Origin of the sequence: Paraburkholderia sp. LEh10, assembly GCF_017814945.1 — a bacterium.
In the GTDB taxonomy this organism is placed as follows: domain Bacteria; phylum Pseudomonadota; class Gammaproteobacteria; order Burkholderiales; family Burkholderiaceae; genus Paraburkholderia.
Map to the genome: position 1 here is coordinate 80,890 of NZ_JAGIPX010000019.1, position 17,729 is coordinate 98,618.

The window sequence follows — 17,729 nt, forward strand, 5'->3', positions numbered from 1 at the left end:
TGGCGCTGGAAATGCAGTGCTTACCGAAAGAACGTCGCAGCGCGGCGCGGCGTTCTTGGAGCGCCAACCTTAAGCGATGCTGATGTGGGTAAAAACACGTTGAGTGCACGCATCAGCAGTCACTGTTGCTGCGCAGACGTAAGCAGTTCGCAATGGCGCAAGCCGGTGCCGTTTATGGACATTGCGTGCGGTGCGCTTAAGCGAAGCTTCAGCTAGGCACGTCATAATGGCGACCTCTCGGTTCTGGCAATGGCCCTCGGAATAGCCAGATCCTTTTTGGCCGACCTGACCGGTCGGCCATTCTTTACAGCGCGCTGCTTATTGGCTTTCGCCGAAGCTCCAGCTTCCTTCCACATCGATCACCGTCTTCACCGAATTCGCGAGAAAGCACGCGTCGTGTGCGAGATGATGCAGCTGCCGGAGCGCTTCATCGCTCGGCGCTTTCGCGCCTGCAAACGCAACGGCGGGTTTCAGCACGACCCGCGTCACCACCTCCTTGCCTGCGTCGTTCTTCGCCATGGTGCCTTCGGCTTCGTCGCGATACGACGTCACGACATAACCTTGCCCAGCCGCGATCGACAGAAACCACAGCATGTGGCAGCTCGACAGCGCCGCGACATACGCCTCTTCCGGATCGACGCCCGCGGGATCGGAGAACGGCACGCGCACCACATGCGGCGAACTCGATGCGGGCACCACCGCACCGCCGTCGAATGTCCAGCGATGCGCGCGGCTATAGCGGTTGTCGGTGAATGTGCTGCCGTTGCTGCTCCATTCGATCAGCGCCGTATGTTTGGCCATCGCCGAATGCTCCTCGTGAAGTGAACGATCAGATGGGGGTCAACACGTCTTCGCCTGCAAAATGGCGCGTCGCGTTCGTGATGAAGTGATCGACGGAAGCTGCGATCGATTCCGGCGACGTGCCCGCCACATGCGGCGTGAGCACCACGTTCGTCAAAGGCAGCAACGAGTGCGGGGGTTGCGGCTCGCCCTCGTACACGTCGAGCCCCGCGCCCGCGATCAAGCGATGCGACAACGCATGCGCAAGCGCCGCCGTATCGACGACGCTGCCGCGCGACACGTTCACCAGATAACCCTGCGGCCCCAGCGCTTTGAGCACGGCCCGATCGATCAGATGATGCGTCGCCGCGCCGCCCGGCGTCGCAACGACGAGATAGTCGCTCCAGCGCGCGAGTTCATGCAGGCTGTCGAAGTAGCGCAATGCAACGCCGTCGCGCGGCTTGCGATTGTGATACGCAACGTCGATATCGAAGCCGGCGGCGCGCCGCGCCACTTTCAACCCGATGTTGCCCAGCCCCACCACGCCGAGCCGCTTGCCCGACACCGAAGGCCGCATCGGCAACGCGTCGCGCCAGATGCCTGCGCGCGTCGCGCGGTCGCGCTGCGGCACGTCGCGCACGACGGCGAGCAGCAACGCAAGCGCATGATCGGCGACGCAATCGTCATTCGTGCGCGCGCCGTTCGCGAGCACGATCCCACGCGCACGCGCATGGCCCGTGGCGATGTTTTCGTAGCCCGCGCCGAGCGCGCTGACGAATTCGAGCGCGGGCAAGCGGTCGATCTCGTCAGCGCTCAAGCCCGTCGTGCCATTGGTCAGCACCGCGCGAATCGCAGCGCCGTGCGCGGCGATGCATTCGCTGCGTGCGTCGCGCGTGGGCGCATAAAGCACGTCGAACGATGCGTCAAGGCGCGCGCGACTGTCGTCGCCGAGTGGGATCAGTATGAGCAGGGAAGGTTCCATGACCGTGGCGCAAGCGGAAAACCGAAAGGTACGGAAAAGTGAAAAGGGAAGCGCCGCAACGAAGCGGGCAACGCGCAGTGTAGCAACAAGCCCGATTCGTCGCAGCGCCGTTCGCGATCATTGCGCGGCCCATTCGGCCAGCGTGGCGATCGTGTTGATGTTGCGCGCAGTACCTGTCTTCGCGGCGGGAATCTTGAGCTTCGTCTTTGCCATGCCGTCGCCGTAATGCACATAGATCTCCTGCTTGCCGAGCGCGACCCGCTCGTTCCGCTGGCCGGTGATGTGCTCGAGCGTGTCGGCGGGCGGCGCGGCGTCGAGAAAGATCGCGACCGTGCGGTTCGGCGCTTCCTGATGGAACGGGTTCGCCTGCAGCACGGCCGCCATCTCCTTACCCGTGCGGATCACCACGCCGACGCGCTTGCCCGCATACGCTTCGAGACTGCGTTCGAGCGCCTCTTGCGCCGCGCGCTTTGCGAGCGTGCTGTCGAACACGACATTGCCGCTCGCAATGTAGGTGCGCACATGCGTGAAACCCGCTTCCTCGCACATCCTGCGCAACTCGGTCATCGGCAGCTTGCCGGTGCCGCCGACATTGACGGCCCGCAACAACGCAACATAGGTGGTCATGGTGAAAGTGTGCAGTCGCAATCGCGCCCGATGTTATCGCAACGGGCATGCCGCGAACACGGCGGCAAACACGGCGGCGAACGCGTCGGCGCAAGCGGCGGGCTATCCGCCAGCGCCGCGTTGCGTGCGCTCGACGCCTCAATGCGCGGCGCCCTTCTCGCTGTCGAGATGAGCCATTTGCGCGGCGGCATAACGCTCGCCCGCTGCCGCGCCCTTCGGCACGGCGCGCTCGATGGCGGCGAGAACGTCTGCGCTGAGTATCACGTCGAGCGCGCCGAGCGCTTCCGTCAGCCGGTCGCGCCGCCGCGCGCCGACCAGCGGCACGATGTCAGCGCCTTGCGCGGCGACCCACGCAATCGCGATCTGCGCGACCGACACGCCCTTCGCGTCCGCGACCTTGCGCAGCGCGTCGACGAGCGCGAGATTGTGCTCGACGCACATGCCCGCGCCGCTGCACGCGTTCGTCGATTTCGTGTTGCGCGACAATCGCGGCCGCGACCCGGCGTGACGGCTCAGCGGCGCTTGCCGTACTTCTTCCAGTAGCCGAATGTGTCTTCGTGGCACTCGATATCGAGCTCGGCCACGCGCGCATGCATGCGTTCCTGCGCGTCCTGCACCGCGAGGTTGTAGATGACGGGGCCGATTTCCTCGACGAAGAAACTGAGCAGCGCGCCTGCCTGGATATTGCCGATGGGTTCATCCATGTTCTGCGCGAAATAGCGTTGCATCGACACGATTGCCTCGTTGCGCACGTCCTTGTCGAGTTCGATTGCCATGGGTTCATCCTTGCGTTGCGTGCATCGGGCGATGCGCAAATGCGGATGAAACAGCAAAACGGCGCAGCCGGCAAGGGTGCGCCGTTTGGCTACACGCGCGCACTTTAGCTGTTGATGAACGCGAGCAGATCGGCGTTGACCTTGTCCGCCTCCGTCACGCACATGCCATGCGCACCACCCTCGTAGATCTTCAACGTCGCATTCTTCACGATCTTCGCTGACATCTTGCCTGCCGCGTCGATCGGCACGATCTGGTCGTCGTCGCCATGCAGGATCAGCGTCGGCACGTCGAACTTCTTGAGGTCTTCCGTGTAGTCGACTTCGGAGAACTCGCGGATGCACAGATATTGCCCGTGAATGCCGCCCGCCATACCCTGCGCCCAGAAGGCGTCGATCGTGCCTTGCGACACCTTCGCGTCGGGACGATTGAAGCCGAAGAACGGCATCGCAAGATCCTTGTAGAACTGCGAGCGGTTATCGGCGACGCCCTTGCGGATGCCGTCGAACACGTCGAGCGGCAGGCCGCCCGGATTGGCTTGCGTCTTCAGCATCAAAGGCGGCACCGCGCCGATCAGCACGGCTTTGGCGACGCGCTTCGTGCCATGACGTCCGATGTAGTGCGCGACTTCGCCGCCGCCCGTCGAATGGCCGACGAGCGTCGCGCCCTGTATGTCGAGCGCGTCGAGCAGCGCGGCGAGATCGTCGGCGTACGTGTCCATGTCGTTGCCGTTCGACGGCTGGCCCGAGCGGCCGTGTCCGCGACGGTCGTGCGCGATCACGCGAAAACCGTTTTGCAGCAGGAACAGCATCTGCGCATCCCACGCATCGGCGTTCAGCGGCCAGCCGTGAGAAAAAACGACGGGACGGCCCGAGCCCCAATCCTTGTAGAAAATCGGCGTGCCATCCTTCGTGGTGATCGTGCTCATTCGACTTCGCTCCTTTGTGTGGGTAAGACGTTGCGCCGCGCGGCCAGGCGTCGATGGACGGTCGTTCAACGGGTGCGCGCAAGCATTCGTACGGACGCTTTCGATGACGCGTCCATGTTAACGCCGCGTAAAAGATTCTTCAGCAAAGGGGTGCAAGGGTCGAGCGGGATCGCGCGTCCCTGAACGTGACGGGTAAGCATTCGCAATCGCCAACGGGCGACGGGTCAAATCGATTCGCAGGGTTCACAATGCGAAAGTCAGATCAGCGATCGCGCCGCGCAATGCGATGTCTGGGCGGCGCATAGACAGGATCGAACGATGTCGGCAAGCCTGCGGCCCGTCGTGTTGTTCGGCGCATTCGACCGCCACAATCTCGGCGACATGCTGTTTCCGCATGTCGTTGAGCGCATGCTCGGCGAACGCGACGTGCGCATCGCGGGACTGGCCGCGCGCGACCTGCGCGCGCAAGGCGGGCATCGCGTCGAGGCGCTCGGACGGCTGCACGAACGTGCCATCGATCTGATTCATGTCGGCGGCGAAATTCTGGCCTGCGACGCGTGGGAAGCCGCCGTGATGCTGCAATCGCCCGATGACGCGCAGCGGATCATCGCGTCGCAGCGGCGCGACCGCCTTGCATGGGCGCAACGCATGCTCGGCGTGCGCGGGCTTGCGCCCTATGTGTCGTCGAAGCAATCGCTGCGTTGCGCCGCGCGCGTGCTCTTTCATGCCGTCGGCGGCGTCGCGCTGACCGATCGCGACGAAGCGCTGCGCAACGAAGTGCTCGGCAAGCTCGCGCGTGCCGACGATATCAGCGTGCGCGACGCACACACACAGGCGCTGCTCGCGCGCTCCGGAATCGAAGCGCGGCTCGTGCCCGATTGCGCAGTGATGGTGGCCGATCTGTTCGGCGGCACAATCCGCGAGCATGCGGCGTCGGATGCCGTCAAACGAATCATCGAAGCGTCGCCGGACGGTTACCTCGCGGTGCAGTTCAGCGCCGATTTCGGCGACGACGCGACGCTCGCGCGGATCGCCGCGCAGCTCGATGCGCTCGCGCAGACGCACGGGCTCGCCGTCGTGTTCTTTCGCGCGGGCGCGGCGCCGTGGCACGACGACTTCTGTTGTTTCCAACGCACCGCCGCACGCATGCGCGCGCGTTTCATACATCTGTTCGATTCGCTGAATATCTGGGACATCTGCGCACTGATCGCACACAGCCGCGGCTATATCGGCAGCAGCCTGCACGGGCGGATCGTCGCGATGGCGTTCGCGCGGCCGCGCATCAATCTGCTGCATGATGAAAGCTTCGCGAGGCCCGCCAAGCAGATCGCATTCGCCCAAACATGGGAAGACTCGGACATGCCGCGCGCCACCACCGTGAGCGCGATGGCCGACGCAGCGGAGCTCGCGCTGTCCTTCGATCGCACGCGGCTCGAGCAGACGGCGGTACGGCTCGTCACGCGTTATCGCGACGATTTCCCGGGACTCGCGGCACATCTCGCCTGATGGGAATGCATGCCCCGCGCCTGCGCGAAAACAATCGCGTGCGCTTTTGCGCGTACATCAGCAGATCCGCGGGCTGCTACACGACGCAGGAAACGGGCGGCGCGCGGCCACAGAAGTGAGGCGCAAAAGCACGCCACAGAAGTGACCCACGAAAGCGAGCCGCACGAGCGGCTCGCGGGCTCAGTGCTTCGCTGGCACGCCGTATGCGCCGACGATGCGGCGATCCTGCTCCGCTGCGCAGAACAGCTCCCATTCGAGCCCGTTCACGTCGACGCTGCTCGAATAGCCTTGCGCGGCGTCGTCCTCGAACCCGACGTGGCGCAACTGCCCTGCCTGGCCGGGTTTCACGTTGATCGAGAAGTTGAGCAGGTCGGTGCGCCACATCGCGTACTGACCCGGCACCACAGCCGAGGGCGGCTGCCCGAGACGGCGGCTATAGTCTTCAATCGATTCGTCGAGGTTCGCGACAGCGAGCGCGATGTGAAAACGCTTCATGATGGCGGGCTCCGTGGCAGTTGTTCGAATGGACGGCGCGACCATCGTAATCACCGCGCGAAAGCGTAGCCAGATCAGCAATCATGCTGGTATCGGCGTTACCTGCCTGGTGGGTTTCCGTTAGCAACGTCAAGGAGCCGCATACGATGCCTTCCCACGTGTTCATCGGCGTCAACGACTTCGGGCGGGCGTTCGCGTTTTATTCGGCGGTGCTGGACGAAGTCGGGCTCGCGCTCAAGTTTCGCGAGGACGACAGGCCGTGGGCGGGATGGATGAAGCCGGGCGTCGCGCGGCCGCTGTTTCTGGTCGGCAAGCCGTTCGACGGCGCGCCCGCCGTCGCGGGCAATGGCCATATGGTCGCGTTGCTGGCGGCGGACCGCGCGGGCGTCGATCGCGCGCACGCGACGGCGCTCGCGCACGGCGCCCTCTGCGAAGGTCCGCCTGGGCTGCGCCCCGAGTATCACGCGAACTATTACGGCGCGTACTTTCGCGACCCCGACGGCAACAAGCTCTGCGTGTGTTGTCACGAACCTGCGTGACGGCGCGACGTCATGCGCCGCTTCAGTTCGTCGTCACGTACTTGCGCACGGCCGCGACGGGACGTTGGGCCTGAGGCGGCATCACAGGGTCGAGCGTGCCGCGCATGCGCTTCACTTCATCGACAGGACTCAGGCCGAACAGCCGCTTGAATTCGCGGCTGAACTGCGACGCGCTTTCGTAACCGACGCGCGCCGCCGCCGCGCTCGCATTCAGCCCGTCCTGCAGCATCAGCAGACGCGCGTGATGCAGGCGCGTCGTCTTCACGTATTGCATCGGCGAAGTCGACGTGACGTTTTTGAACTGCGCATGAAACACAGCGAGGCTCATGCCCGACTCGCGCGCAAGTGTCTCGACATCGAGCGCGGCGTCGTACTCGGTATGGATGCGGCGCAGCGCCTTCGCGATGCGACCAAAGTGATGCTGATGCGTGAGCGCCGCGCGAATCGCATCGCCCTGCACGCCCGTCAGCACGCGGTAGCAGATCTCGCGCACGATCGACGGCGCGAGTATTCTCGCATCGAAAGGCGATACCAGCGCTTCGAGCAGGCGCAGCACGGCGTCGCTCAATGGCCGGTCGAGCGGCGTCGAGTAGATGCCGCGCGGCTCGCCATCGACGGCGCCGTGCGTTTCGTTGAGCAGCATCAGCAGCTCGGCGACCATCGTCAGATCGACGCGAATCGAAATGCCGAGGAACGGCTCGTCGACGGAAGCTTCCGTTTCGCACTCGAACGGCAACGGCACGGACAACACCAGGTATTGCTGCGCGTCATAGATATACGCATGGTCGCCCAGGTAGCCGCGCTTGCGGCCTTGGCAGACGATCACGATGCTCGGCTCGTACATCACCGGGCGGCGCGGCATCGGGTGATTCGCGCGCAGAAACCTGACGCCTTCGAGCGGCGCGTCCGTCATGCCCTCGGCGGGCGCGAGCGTGCGCAGCAATTCGACCATGCGCTGCTGCGCCGTGCGCTCCGCGAGCGGCACGGCCTGTGAAAGTTTTGTGTCCGACATGATGAAATCCAGTGGGCGAAACCATCGGCCGCCAGAGAATATGGCTTGAAATCTAGCATTGAATGGCCTGGCGCGTCGGCCACCAGGAGAATTAGGCAAGTCTTCAAGACCTTCAGGTATTCCTTGGGGGGCGCGCGCTGCCTACCATGGGAACCCTGTCGCAAAGCCCGCTTCCTGTCCGCGATACCCCGTCCACTGCCTCGCGCACCACATGCGCACCGCACGCGAACCGCGGCGAACAGCGGCGAACCGCGCAATGCCCGCCCGCATTGCCGCATCCGCGCTCCCCGGACGGACCTCTGCACGGACATCCCGCGCGCCTCGGCGCACGACAGATTCATCCGCCGCGCTGCATCGCGCCGCGGCGATCCGCGCAATTGCATCATCAAGCTGGAGCAGTCATGACCACGACTTACGCCTATGCCGCAACCGACGCCCAATCGAAGCTCGCGCCGTTCGAATTTCAGCGCCGCGATCTGCGCGAACACGATGTACAACTCGAAGTCCTGTTTTGCGGCGTCTGCCATTCGGACCTGCATCAGGCGCGCAATGAATGGAAGAACACGATTTTCCCCGTCGTTCCGGGCCATGAGATCGTCGGCCGCGTGACGAAAGTCGGGCCGCAAGCGTCGAAATACAAGGTCGGCGATCTGGTCGGCGTCGGCTGTCTCGTCGATTCGTGCCGCACCTGCGCAAGCTGCCAGGAAGGACTCGAACAGTATTGCGAGAACGGCTTCGTCGGCACCTACAACGGCAACGACCGCCTGACGGGCGCCGTGACCTACGGCGGTTATTCGACGCAACTCGTCGTCGACGAGGACTTCGTGCTGCGCGTACCGGCAAACCTCGACCCGGCCGGCGTCGCGCCGCTCCTGTGCGCGGGCATCACGTTGTATTCGCCGCTGCGCACGTGGGGCGCGGGACCGGGCAAGAAGGTCGGCATCGTCGGGCTCGGCGGGCTCGGCCACATGGGCGTGAAGCTCGCGCACGCGATGGGCGCGCATGTCGTGCTGTTCACGACGTCGCCGTCGAAGATCGAGGACGCGAAGCGACTCGGCGCGCACGAAGTGGTGATCTCGAAGAATCAGGCGGAAATGGACGCGCATGTGAACAGCTTCGATCTGATCGTCAACACGGTCGCGGCGCAGCACGATCTGAATCCGTTCATCAACCTGTTAAAGCGTGACGGCACGCTGACGCTGGTGGGGGCGCCGGAGCATGATCACCCGTCGCCGCAGGTGTTCAACCTGATCATGAAACGTCGGCGTCTGGCTGGCTCGCTGATCGGCGGCATTGCCGAGACGCAGGAGATGCTGGACTTCTGCGGCAAGCACGGCATCACGTCGGACATCGAGATGATTCCGATGCAGAAGATCAATGAAGCCTATGAGCGCATGTTGAAGAGCGATGTGAAGTACCGCTTCGTCATCGATCTCGATTCGCTGCGGAAGTAACGGGCAACCGGGCCGCGCGGCATGGCGGCCTGTCCCTGCTCCCCGCATGGCATTTGTCATTGCACACGTCGTACCGGCGCGCCTCCCATTCTGGCGATCGGCGTGAGCCATCGCAACGTCGATCTCGTCGGCGACGCGGTCTGTTTTGCCGTTATCGCTGGCATCCGCGATTGCGCCTCGCGGCGCGGGCGTTGCCCCTGTGCGGGGCGGCACCTCCTTTCTTTGCCGCGGCAAAGAAAGGAAGCAAAGAAAGCCGCTCACCCCGCCAGTGCTTGACGCTTTTCCACGGGCTCTCAACGCCCCCGCACTTCGCATGGCAGCGTGCTGACCTCGCCCGTTGCCCACGCGCTGATTGAAGCCTCACCCACTTCATGCGCTGGCACAACAGCTAACCCTCCCGAGGTTTCACTGCCGATTGGCGGCAAACATATGTTGGTTATCGCGCCTCACAGGACAGCGCTCGAACTGTGTGGGTGTGTCGCGCAGCGAGGGTATTCTGGATGGCGCGACGGCCTACATAGGTTTGCCGCACAGGGGCGCTGGATAATTGAGGTTGTGGCTTGCAACGCGGGTGCATGAAGCGGGGGAGCCGCCGCTCAGTGCGCTGGCAACGGGCGTGGGCGAGCACACTGCCGTGATAAACAGGGGGATGTTGAGGGCCCGTGGATAAAAACAAGCATTGGCGGTGTGAGCGGCTTTCTTTGCCTACTTTCTTTGCCGCGGCAAAGAAAGTAGGTGCCGCCCCGCACAGGGGCAACGCCCGCGCCGCGAGGCGCTATCGCGGATGCCAGCGCAAAGGCAAAACAAACCGCGATAGCGGATGCCAGCGACAGCGGCAGAACAGCGAATGCCAGCGACAGCGGCAAAACAATCCGCACACTACCCCTCATACCTCCCCGCCCGCGCACGCGCCTCCCCCACTACCCTCGCCAGCGTCTGCGGACTCATCCGCGCGGCGATCTCGCGCACATACTCATGATGCCGGGCATCGAGCGGCGCATCGAGATGCTGTGCCTGCAAATAGCGAATCAACGCGATCCGCCGATGCCCAAGCGCAATGCTCTGATCGAGCAGCGCAATCGCGGCACGCGCATCTCCAGCCCCGTATGCGCGCTTGAGCAATGCCGAAGTATCCGCACGCGACATATCGAACAACGCTCAACCCGAAAACGCGGCCGCGCGATGCACGTCATGATCCGCACGCGTCCAGTCCAGCTCGACGCCAATGCGCGTCGTGCCCTCGCGAATCTTCGGCTTGTGCAGCGACAGCGTAAGCGCATCGAGCGCAGGCCACTCGTCGAACGACAATTGTGCGATCTCGACCGCGAGCGTCTCCAGCATCCTCGTATGCGGCTTCGTCGAAAGAAACTCGCTCACCCGATTGCAATACCGCTCGTAATCGATCATCGCATGTGTGCCTTCTTCCGAAGGCGCACAGCGATACGCAAGACTCGCGTCGATCACGACCGGCTGCGGCGCAAGGTGCTCGTGCGCGTGAATACCGATGCGCGTCGATACGACGAGCTCATCGACAAACACGCGCCAGCCCTTGCCCCGCACGCGGTGAGCCGGCTCGACATACGCCGCGAGCGACTCTTCGAACGGCTTCACGACATCAGCGGCTCGGCCGCGTCGAGCATGATCCGGACGAAGTAATCGGCAAAGCTGCGGCGCACGACGATTTCATAGGTATCGTCGGCGACGGGCACGAGCACGATCGACGCCTTGAAGTAATGGCTCTGCGCGCACTGCCCCGGCGCAAGCACGCGCGGATGCAGATCGAGGGGACAGCCGCGCGCAATCACGTCGCGCACTTTCTCACCGCTCACTTCGAGCACCGTCCAGCCGCTGCCGATATCGACGGCCGATGCGAACTGCCCTTGCAGCGCCTCCACCAGCCTGCTTTCCGCGACGGGCGCTTGCGGTTGCAGCGAGCGCACGATCCATTCGTCAGGGCCGAGCCACAGCACGTCATAGCCGTTGCCGCGCGCGACCGTGTTCGCCTTCGCGGGCGGACGGCAGCCCGTCACGCTCTCGACAGCGCCCAGAAACGCTGCGTCGCGCACATCGCCGCGCAGATTCACGAGATCGCAAAACGCCTTCTCGCGCAGATTGAATTTCTTCGACGGCGAGGCCGCGTGCTTCTTCACGAGGTCGCCCACGCCGGCAAGCGGCGACTCCTGCCAGGGCTGACCCGTCCCCCGTTGCGCGACAGCCGACGTTGCGCCCGGTGCATTGTTCCTTGCTTCATTCCACATGTTGACGCACTCCTTCCGTGTCGTAGAAAACGGGGCTCGCGATCTTCGCGGCGATCTGCTTGCCGCTCGCCAGCGGGATCGTCACGTTTTGCCCCATCTTGTTCAGGCCGCCCTTGACCACGGCGAGCGCGATCGAACGCTTCAGAATCGGGCTGTAATAGCTCGACGTCACGTGTCCAAGCATCGGCGCCGTATCGCCCTGGAACGGACCCGCGACGATCTGGCTGCCTTCGGGAAGCACGAACTGCGGATCGTCGGTGAGCAAGCCGACGAACTGCTTGCGTCCTTCCTTCGCGGTGTCCGAGCGCGTCAGCGAACGGCGGCCGAGGAAGTCCTTCGTCTTCGCGACGAGGCCACCCATGCCGAGATCGTGCGGCGTGATCGAACCGTCGGTATCCTGGCCGACGATGATGTAGCCCTTCTCCGCGCGCAGCACGTGCATCGTTTCCGTGCCGTAAGGCGTGATGTCGAACTCGGCGCCTGCGGCCATCAGCGCCTCCCAGACCGCGCGCCCCATGTTCGCGGGCACGTTCACTTCATATGCGAGTTCGCCCGAGAAGCTGATGCGCATCACGCGCGCCTTCACGCCCGCGACGGTGCCGTTGCGATACGACATGAACGGGAACGCCTCGTTGTCGAAGTCGATGTCGCTGCACACCTTCTGCACGACCTTGCGGCTCTTCGGCCCGACTACCGCGAACGTCGCCCAGTGATCGGTGACGGACGCGAGCCGCACCTTCATGTCCGGCCATTCCGTCTGCAGCCAGCGCTCCATCCACGTCAGCACGCGCGCCGCGCCGCCCGTCGTGGTCGTCATCATGAAGTGCTGTTCGCCGAGGCGCACCGTCACGCCGTCGTCGAACACCATGCCGTTCTCGTCGAGCATCAGGCCATAACGGCACTTGCCGACTTCGAGCTTGGTCCACGGATTCGTGTACATCCAGTTCAGCAGCTTCGCGGCATCCGGGCCCTGAATGTCGATCTTGCCGAGCGTCGATGCATCGAGAATGCCGACGCTGTTGCGCACCGCGAGACATTCGCGCTTCACGGCCGCATGCAGATCCTCGCCCTTCTTCGGGAAGTACCAGGGGCGCTTCCAGTTGCCGACGTCCTCGAACATCGCGCCGTTCTCGACGTGCCATTCGTGCACGGCCGTCTTGCGGATGGGGTCGAGCAGATCGCCGAGCTCGCGGCCTGCGAACGTGCCGAAGCTCACAGGCGTGTAGTTCGGGCGGAACGTGGTCGTGCCCGTTTCGGGAATCGTCTTGCCGAGCGCATCGGCGAGAATCGCCATGCCGTTGATATTGCCGAGCTTGCCCTGGTCGGTGCCGAAGCCCATCGCGGTGTAGCGCTTCACGTGCTCGACGGATTCGAAGCCTTCGCGCGCGGCAAGCAGGATGTCCGCCGCCGACACGTCGTTCTGGAAATCGACGAACTGCTTCGCTCCGCGCGCCGCTTCCGCGCGGCTGCCGACGAGCCACAGCGGCTGGATCGGCGACTCGGCGAGCTCCGACACCTGCGGCACCTGGGGACGCGTGACGCCATAACCGATCGACTTCACGGCTTCGACACCCGCATCGACGGCGAGACGCAATCCGCGCGCGAGGCTGAATTCGCCCGCTGCCGCGCCGATGCTCGTCTCCGGCTGCATGCCCTTGCCCGGCACGAAGCACGCCTTCGAGTCGTTCCAGTGCGCCTTGCCGCCCGACTGCGCGAACAGGTGCAGCACGGGGCTGAAGCCACCCGACATCGCGACGAGATCGCATGGCAGGTCCGCCAGCTTTTCGCCCGTTACGGCGCCCGTCTTGCCGTTCGCATACTTGACCACTTCGACCGACGTCACGCGCTGCTTGCCGTGCGCCGTCATCACGGCTGCGTTGTTCATGATTTTCACGCCGTGACGGCGCGCCGCCGCCTGCAATGCGCCGCTGCCCTGCGCACGCGGATCGACGACCGTGACGGCCGCGCCGCAAGCCTTCAGGTCGAGCGCGCACTGATAACCCGCGTCGTTGTTCGTGAACACGACGGCGTTGCGGCCCGGCATCACGCCAAAGCGATGGATATACGTCGAGACAGCCGACGCGAGCATCACGCCCGGCAGATCGTTGTTGCCGAACACGATGGGCCGCTCGTGCGCGCCCGTCGCGAGAACCACGCGCTTTGCGCGGATTTTCCACAGCAGTTCGCGCGTGCCCTTGCGCATCGACACGGGCAAATGGTCCGTCAAACGCTGTGTCACCGTGACGAGGTTGTGGTCCTGATAGCCGAACGCCGTGCTGCGCGACAGAATCTTCACGTCCGGCATGCGCGACAGTTCCCCTTCGATCTTCTCGACCCAGCTCATCGCCGAACGTCCGTCGATCTCCGCCTTGCACGACAGCAGACTGCCGCCAAGTTCCCGCTGATCGTCGACGAGAATCACGCGCGCGCCGCTGACGGCGGCCGCATGCGCGGCGGCGAGGCCCGTCGGGCCGCCGCCCACGACGAGCACGTCGCAATGCGCGTAGCACTTGTCGTAGCGGTCGGCATCGCGCACGTCGGGCGACTTGCCGAGACCCGCCGCTTCGCGAATCTTCTCTTCATATTTCGGCCACCATTTGCGCGGCCACATAAAGGTTTTGTAGTAGAAGCCCGCGGGCAAGAAGCGCGAGAACTTCTGGTTGATCGCCATGCGATCGTGTTCGAGATTCGGCTCGGCATTCACGCTGTTTGCGACGAGCCCCTGATACAACTCGATCTCCGTCGCACGCGCATTCGGGACCGTGTACGCGCCGCGCTCCAGTTGCACGACGGCATTCGGCTCGGCCACATCTGCCGTGACGATGCCGCGCGGCCGGTGATACTTGAAGCTGCGCGCGACGAAATGCACGTCGTTCGCGAGCAGCGCGGAAGCGAGCGTGTCGCCCTGGAAGCCCTGATACGTGCGGCCGTTGAACGTGAAGGTCAGCGGAATCGCGCGGTTGATGCGCCCACCGGCGCCGAGGCGGTTTTTCTGGCTCATTGCTTGTTGCCCCCTTGTGCTTCAGCGGACGTAGTGCCGGTGTTGAAAGTCTCGTAACCCTGGATCTGGTACGAAACCGTGTCGCGCGTCGCCATGAACCAGCGGCGGCAGCCCTGCGTGTGCATCCATTGCTCGCGGTGCACGCCGCGCGGGTTCTTGCGCATGAACAGGTAGTCGCCCCATTCCTTGTCGGTGAGCTTGTCGGTGTCGAGCGGACGCGCGATGTCGGCTTCGCCGCCACAGCTGAACTCGGATTCGGCGCGCGGCCCGCACCACGGGCATTCGATCAGCAGCATGTTTCTTTCTCCCAGTGGGTTTAGTGGGCCACGGCAGCAGCGCCGTGTTCGTCAATCAGGTGTCCCGTGTAGAAGCGGTCCAGCGAGAACGGCGCATTCAACGGATGCGGCTCGTCGTTCGCGATGGTGTGCGCGAACACCCAGCCCGAGCCCGGCGTCGCCTTGAAACCGCCCGTGCCCCAGCCGCAGTTGAAGTACAGGCCCTTTACGTCGGTCTTGCTGATGATGGGGCACGCATCCGGCGACACATCGACGATGCCGCCCCACTGACGGTTCATCCGCACGCGCGAGAACACCGGGAACATCTCGACGATCGCCTGCAGCGTGCCTTCGATGATGTGAAAGCTGCCGCGCTGCCCGAAGCCCGTGTACTGGTCGACGCCCGCGCCGATCACGAGGTCGCCCTTGTCCGACTGGCTGATATACGCGTGCACCGCGTTCGACATGATCACCGAGTTGACGACGGGCTTGATCGGCTCGGACACGAGCGCCTGCAACGGATGGCTTTCGAGCGGCAGCCGGATGCCCGCCATGTCGGCGAGCGTCGTCGTGTTGCCGGCTGCCACCACGGCGACCTTCTTTGCCTTGATGAAGCCCTTCACCGTATCGACGCCCGTCACGCGCCCGCCGTCGCGACGGATGCCCGTCACCTGGCAGTTCTGGATGATGTCGACGCCCGCCTGATCCGCGCCGCGCGCGAAGCCCCATGCGACGGCATCGTGACGCGCGACGCCCGCACGTCGCTGGATCGACGCGCCGAGCACGGGATAGCGGCTATTCAGGTTGATGGTCGGCTCGATTTCCTTGACCTGCTCGGGCGTGAGGAACTCGGCATCGACGCCGTTCAGCCGGTTCGCGTTCACGCGCCGCTCGGTGTCGCGCACGTCCTGCAGCGTATGCGCTAGGTTCATCACGCCGCGCTGGCTGAACATCACGTTGTAGTTCAGGTCTTGCGACAGACCTTCCCACAGCTTCATCGCCTTCTCGTACAGCGCCGCCGATTCGTCCCACAGATAGTTCGAACGCACGATGGTCGTGTTGCGCGCCGTGTTGCCGCCGCCGATCCAGCCCTTCTCCAGAATCGCGACGTTCTTCACGCCATGCTCCTTCGCGAGGTAGTACGCGGTCGCAAGACCATGCCCGCCGCCGCCGACGATCACGACGTCGTATTCCTTCTTCGGTTCCGGGCTCCTCCACTGTCGCTCCCAGTTCTCGTGATACGACAACCCGTTGCGGAACAGACTGAATATCGAATAGCGGCTCATCTCGCAGACCCCTTCGTGTTTGCCTTGCTCGTTACCATTAGCATTCGATGACGTTCACGGCCAGACCGCCGCGCGACGTCTCCTTGTATTTCGTTTTCATGTCGGCGCCCGTTTCGCGCATCGTCTTGATGACGTTGTCGAGCGTCACGTAATGCTGGCCGTCGCCCTTCAACGCCATGCGCGACGCGTTCAGCGCCTTGATCGCGCCCATCGCGTTGCGCTCGATGCACGGAATCTGCACGAGCCCGCCGACGGGGTCGCACGTCATGCCCAGGTTGTGCTCCATGCCGATTTCGGCGGCGTTCTCGACCTGCGTCGGCGTGCCGCCCATCACGGCCGCGAGCGCCGCCGCAGCCATCGAGCACGCGACGCCGACCTCGCCCTGGCAGCCCACTTCCGCGCCGGAGATCGACGCCGTTTCCTTGTAGATGATGCCGATCGCGGCCGCCGTCAGAAGGAAATCGACGATGCCGTTTTCGTTCGAGCCCGGCACGAACTTAACGTAGTAGTGCAACACGGCGGGAATCACGCCCGCCGCGCCGTTGGTCGGCGCGGTGACGACGCGGCCGCCCGCGGCGTTCTCTTCGTTGACGGCCATTGCGTAGAGGTTGACCCAGTCGAGCATCGACAGCGGATCGCGCAGCGACTCTTCCGAACGCGTGCGCAACTGCACGGAGAGATCCGCGGCGCGGCGCTTCACGCGCATCGGGCCGGGCAGCTCGCCATGCATCTTGCAGCCGCGCGCCACGCAGGCGGCCATCGTGCGCCAGATCGTCAACAGGCCCTCGCGCACGTCTTCCGGCGAGCGCGACGCGCATTCGTTCGCGAACGTCACTTGTGCGATCGACAGGCCGCTTTCGCGGCACACACGCATCAGGTCGTCGCCGGTGCGAAACGGATACGGCATCTCGCCGCCGCCGCGCACGCCGTTCACGCGATCGCCTTCGCGATTCACGACAAAGCCGCCGCCAACCGAGTAATACTCTTTCTCGACCAGCAACTGGCCGTTCTCGTCGAACGCCTGAAAGCGCATGCCGTTCGGATGCACGACGCTGCCCGTGCCGCTCATCAGGCGGCGGAAGAACGACACGTGTTCTTTTTCGTCGAAACCGATCTCGTGCTTGCCGAGCAGCGACAGGCGCCTGACCTTGCGGATCTGCGCGAGCCGCGGCTCGATCAGGTCGGGATCGATGGTGTCGGGCAGATGGCCTTCGAGGCCGAGCAGCACCGCCTTGTCGGTGCCGTGGCCCTTGCCCGTCGCGCCGAGCGAGCCGTACAGCTCGACTTTGACGCGGCGCACGAACGCGAGCAGATTCGCGTCCTCGATATGCGAAGCGAAGCGGCACGCGGCGATCATCGGGCCGACGGTGTGCGAGCTCGATGGGCCGATGCCGATCTTGAACAGGTCGAAAACGCTGACGTTCATGGGAACCTTGCTCAGTTGAGTGGACGGATCGCGTTGATCCGGGAGTGACGCCAGTACACCAAAGCGTAAAATCGGCCGATAGAACAAAAACGGCATCGACATGGGATAGCGACGCCAGTGCGCGCGCCGGGTGCGTTTATGCGCAACCCGGCGACGGAAAATCACAAGTCGCGGTGCGCGCAAGATCGCCGGATCGCCGACCGCGCGGGGTTGCACGCGCTTCGCATCTGCGAAGATAGATGTCGCAAAAGGACAAGCGGCAGGCATGCGAATCGGCGACGCTAGGGCTATCCCGCGCGCGCGTGCGCGTTTTGCTGCGCGCGCTGTTTCGTTCGTCGCTTTCATTCGTCGCTTTCGTTCGTCGCTTTCATTCGTCGCTTTCGTTC

At 64.3% G+C, this 17,729-nt stretch carries 18 protein-coding genes; 3 read left to right on the forward strand and 15 right to left on the reverse strand.

All coding sequences use genetic code 11. The features are described 5' to 3' along the window. Window positions 1-318: 318 nt before the first annotated feature. From J8I87_RS17775 to J8I87_RS17800, 6 genes are all read right to left on the reverse strand, one after another. Complete coding sequence (locus J8I87_RS17775) at window positions 319-801, reverse strand: OsmC family protein (RefSeq protein ID WP_209932969.1); 483 nt, start codon at window positions 799-801, stop codon at window positions 319-321. Window positions 802-829: 28 nt separating this feature from the next. Then, complete coding sequence (locus tag J8I87_RS17780; RefSeq protein ID WP_209932970.1) at window positions 830-1,762, reverse strand: 2-hydroxyacid dehydrogenase; 933 nt, start codon at window positions 1,760-1,762, stop codon at window positions 830-832. A gap of 117 nt (window positions 1,763-1,879) precedes the next feature. Next, a complete protein-coding gene (locus J8I87_RS17785; RefSeq protein WP_209932972.1) occupies window positions 1,880-2,389 on the reverse strand; it encodes a DUF1697 domain-containing protein in 510 nt (169 codons plus the stop codon). A gap of 138 nt (window positions 2,390-2,527) precedes the next feature. Beyond that, window positions 2,528-2,953, reverse strand: coding sequence for an aldo/keto reductase (locus tag J8I87_RS17790; protein WP_409518767.1), 426 nt, complete (start codon window positions 2,951-2,953; stop codon window positions 2,528-2,530). Next, window positions 2,902-3,165: a DUF2164 domain-containing protein gene (locus J8I87_RS17795; RefSeq protein WP_209932973.1), complete on the reverse strand. Its 264-nt coding sequence runs from the start codon at window positions 3,163-3,165 to the stop codon at window positions 2,902-2,904. The genes J8I87_RS17790 and J8I87_RS17795 overlap by 52 nt, the downstream gene beginning before the upstream one ends. A 104-nt stretch (window positions 3,166-3,269) precedes the next feature. After that, window positions 3,270-4,091 (reverse strand): alpha/beta fold hydrolase, encoded by an 822-nt coding sequence (locus J8I87_RS17800; RefSeq protein ID WP_209932974.1) that lies wholly within the window; start codon window positions 4,089-4,091, stop codon window positions 3,270-3,272. 318 nt (window positions 4,092-4,409) lie between these two features. Between J8I87_RS17800 and J8I87_RS17805 the strand changes: the two genes are divergently transcribed. Then, complete coding sequence (locus tag J8I87_RS17805) at window positions 4,410-5,597, forward strand: polysaccharide pyruvyl transferase family protein (protein ID WP_209932975.1); 1,188 nt, start codon at window positions 4,410-4,412, stop codon at window positions 5,595-5,597. Window positions 5,598-5,777: 180 nt separating this feature from the next. On the opposite strand, the gene J8I87_RS17810 is transcribed toward J8I87_RS17805, so the two are convergent. Continuing rightward, complete coding sequence (locus tag J8I87_RS17810; RefSeq protein WP_209932976.1) at window positions 5,778-6,092, reverse strand: hypothetical protein; 315 nt, start codon at window positions 6,090-6,092, stop codon at window positions 5,778-5,780. Between the two features lie 146 nt (window positions 6,093-6,238). Here J8I87_RS17810 and J8I87_RS17815 point away from each other — a divergent pair, with 146 nt between their 5' ends. Beyond that, complete coding sequence (locus J8I87_RS17815) at window positions 6,239-6,631, forward strand: VOC family protein (protein ID WP_209932978.1); 393 nt, start codon at window positions 6,239-6,241, stop codon at window positions 6,629-6,631. 22 nt (window positions 6,632-6,653) lie between these two features. Here J8I87_RS17815 and J8I87_RS17820 read toward each other — a convergent pair whose 3' ends face one another. Beyond that, complete coding sequence (locus J8I87_RS17820) at window positions 6,654-7,643, reverse strand: AraC family transcriptional regulator (protein WP_209932979.1); 990 nt, start codon at window positions 7,641-7,643, stop codon at window positions 6,654-6,656. 401 nt (window positions 7,644-8,044) lie between these two features. Between J8I87_RS17820 and J8I87_RS17825 the strand changes: the two genes are divergently transcribed. After that, window positions 8,045-9,097: an NAD(P)-dependent alcohol dehydrogenase gene (locus J8I87_RS17825; protein ID WP_209932980.1), complete on the forward strand. Its 1,053-nt coding sequence runs from the start codon at window positions 8,045-8,047 to the stop codon at window positions 9,095-9,097. Between the two features lie 879 nt (window positions 9,098-9,976). Here the strand turns inward: J8I87_RS17825 and J8I87_RS17830 are convergent. The 7 genes from J8I87_RS17830 to J8I87_RS17860 are packed head-to-tail and all read right to left on the reverse strand — an operon-like array spanning window position 9,977 to window position 17,343. Beyond that, entirely contained in the window at window positions 9,977-10,243 is a 267-nt protein-coding gene (locus tag J8I87_RS17830; protein ID WP_209932981.1) for a hypothetical protein, read from the reverse strand. 12 nt (window positions 10,244-10,255) lie between these two features. Further along, window positions 10,256-10,708, reverse strand: a complete 453-nt coding sequence (locus J8I87_RS17835; protein WP_209932982.1) for a dihydroneopterin aldolase — start codon at window positions 10,706-10,708, stop codon at window positions 10,256-10,258. Continuing rightward, entirely contained in the window at window positions 10,705-11,355 is a 651-nt protein-coding gene (locus J8I87_RS17840) for a sarcosine oxidase subunit gamma (protein WP_209932983.1), read from the reverse strand. Before J8I87_RS17840 ends, J8I87_RS17835 begins: the two co-directional genes overlap by 4 nt. Beyond that, window positions 11,345-14,356, reverse strand: a complete 3,012-nt coding sequence (locus J8I87_RS17845; RefSeq protein ID WP_209932984.1) for a sarcosine oxidase subunit alpha family protein — start codon at window positions 14,354-14,356, stop codon at window positions 11,345-11,347. The genes J8I87_RS17840 and J8I87_RS17845 overlap by 11 nt, the downstream gene beginning before the upstream one ends. After that, window positions 14,353-14,652: a sarcosine oxidase subunit delta gene (locus J8I87_RS17850; RefSeq protein ID WP_209932986.1), complete on the reverse strand. Its 300-nt coding sequence runs from the start codon at window positions 14,650-14,652 to the stop codon at window positions 14,353-14,355. Before J8I87_RS17850 ends, J8I87_RS17845 begins: the two co-directional genes overlap by 4 nt. A 20-nt stretch (window positions 14,653-14,672) precedes the next feature. Beyond that, window positions 14,673-15,917, reverse strand: coding sequence for a sarcosine oxidase subunit beta family protein (locus tag J8I87_RS17855; protein WP_209932987.1), 1,245 nt, complete (start codon window positions 15,915-15,917; stop codon window positions 14,673-14,675). A 37-nt stretch (window positions 15,918-15,954) separates the two neighbouring features. Continuing rightward, on the reverse strand, window positions 15,955-17,343 hold the full coding sequence (locus J8I87_RS17860; RefSeq protein WP_209932988.1) for an L-serine ammonia-lyase: 1,389 nt from the start codon (window positions 17,341-17,343) through the stop codon (window positions 15,955-15,957). Window positions 17,344-17,729: the final 386 nt, after the last annotated feature.

Excerpts from the sequence above, each read along its gene's own strand:
- J8I87_RS17840 (WP_209932983.1), bottom strand. The coding sequence starts at position 11,355 with ATGTGGAATGAAGCAAGGAACAATGCACCGGGCGCAACGTCGGCTGTC.
- J8I87_RS17810 (WP_209932976.1), bottom strand. The coding sequence starts at position 6,092 with ATGAAGCGTTTTCACATCGCGCTCGCTGTCGCGAACCTCGACGAATCG.
- J8I87_RS17780 (WP_209932970.1), bottom strand. The coding sequence starts at position 1,762 with ATGGAACCTTCCCTGCTCATACTGATCCCACTCGGCGACGACAGTCGC.
- J8I87_RS17795 (WP_209932973.1), bottom strand. The coding sequence starts at position 3,165 with ATGGCAATCGAACTCGACAAGGACGTGCGCAACGAGGCAATCGTGTCG.
- J8I87_RS17775 (WP_209932969.1), bottom strand. The coding sequence starts at position 801 with ATGGCCAAACATACGGCGCTGATCGAATGGAGCAGCAACGGCAGCACA.
- J8I87_RS17850 (WP_209932986.1), bottom strand. The coding sequence starts at position 14,652 with ATGCTGCTGATCGAATGCCCGTGGTGCGGGCCGCGCGCCGAATCCGAG.
- J8I87_RS17845 (WP_209932984.1), bottom strand. The coding sequence starts at position 14,356 with ATGAGCCAGAAAAACCGCCTCGGCGCCGGTGGGCGCATCAACCGCGCG.
- J8I87_RS17815 (WP_209932978.1), top strand. The coding sequence starts at position 6,239 with ATGCCTTCCCACGTGTTCATCGGCGTCAACGACTTCGGGCGGGCGTTC.
- J8I87_RS17785 (WP_209932972.1), bottom strand. The coding sequence starts at position 2,389 with ATGACCACCTATGTTGCGTTGTTGCGGGCCGTCAATGTCGGCGGCACC.
- J8I87_RS17805 (WP_209932975.1), top strand. The coding sequence starts at position 4,410 with ATGTCGGCAAGCCTGCGGCCCGTCGTGTTGTTCGGCGCATTCGACCGC.
- J8I87_RS17820 (WP_209932979.1), bottom strand. The coding sequence starts at position 7,643 with ATGTCGGACACAAAACTTTCACAGGCCGTGCCGCTCGCGGAGCGCACG.
- J8I87_RS17855 (WP_209932987.1), bottom strand. The coding sequence starts at position 15,917 with ATGAGCCGCTATTCGATATTCAGTCTGTTCCGCAACGGGTTGTCGTAT.
- J8I87_RS17800 (WP_209932974.1), bottom strand. The coding sequence starts at position 4,091 with ATGAGCACGATCACCACGAAGGATGGCACGCCGATTTTCTACAAGGAT.
- J8I87_RS17830 (WP_209932981.1), bottom strand. The coding sequence starts at position 10,243 with ATGTCGCGTGCGGATACTTCGGCATTGCTCAAGCGCGCATACGGGGCT.
- J8I87_RS17860 (WP_209932988.1), bottom strand. The coding sequence starts at position 17,343 with ATGAACGTCAGCGTTTTCGACCTGTTCAAGATCGGCATCGGCCCATCG.
- J8I87_RS17825 (WP_209932980.1), top strand. The coding sequence starts at position 8,045 with ATGACCACGACTTACGCCTATGCCGCAACCGACGCCCAATCGAAGCTC.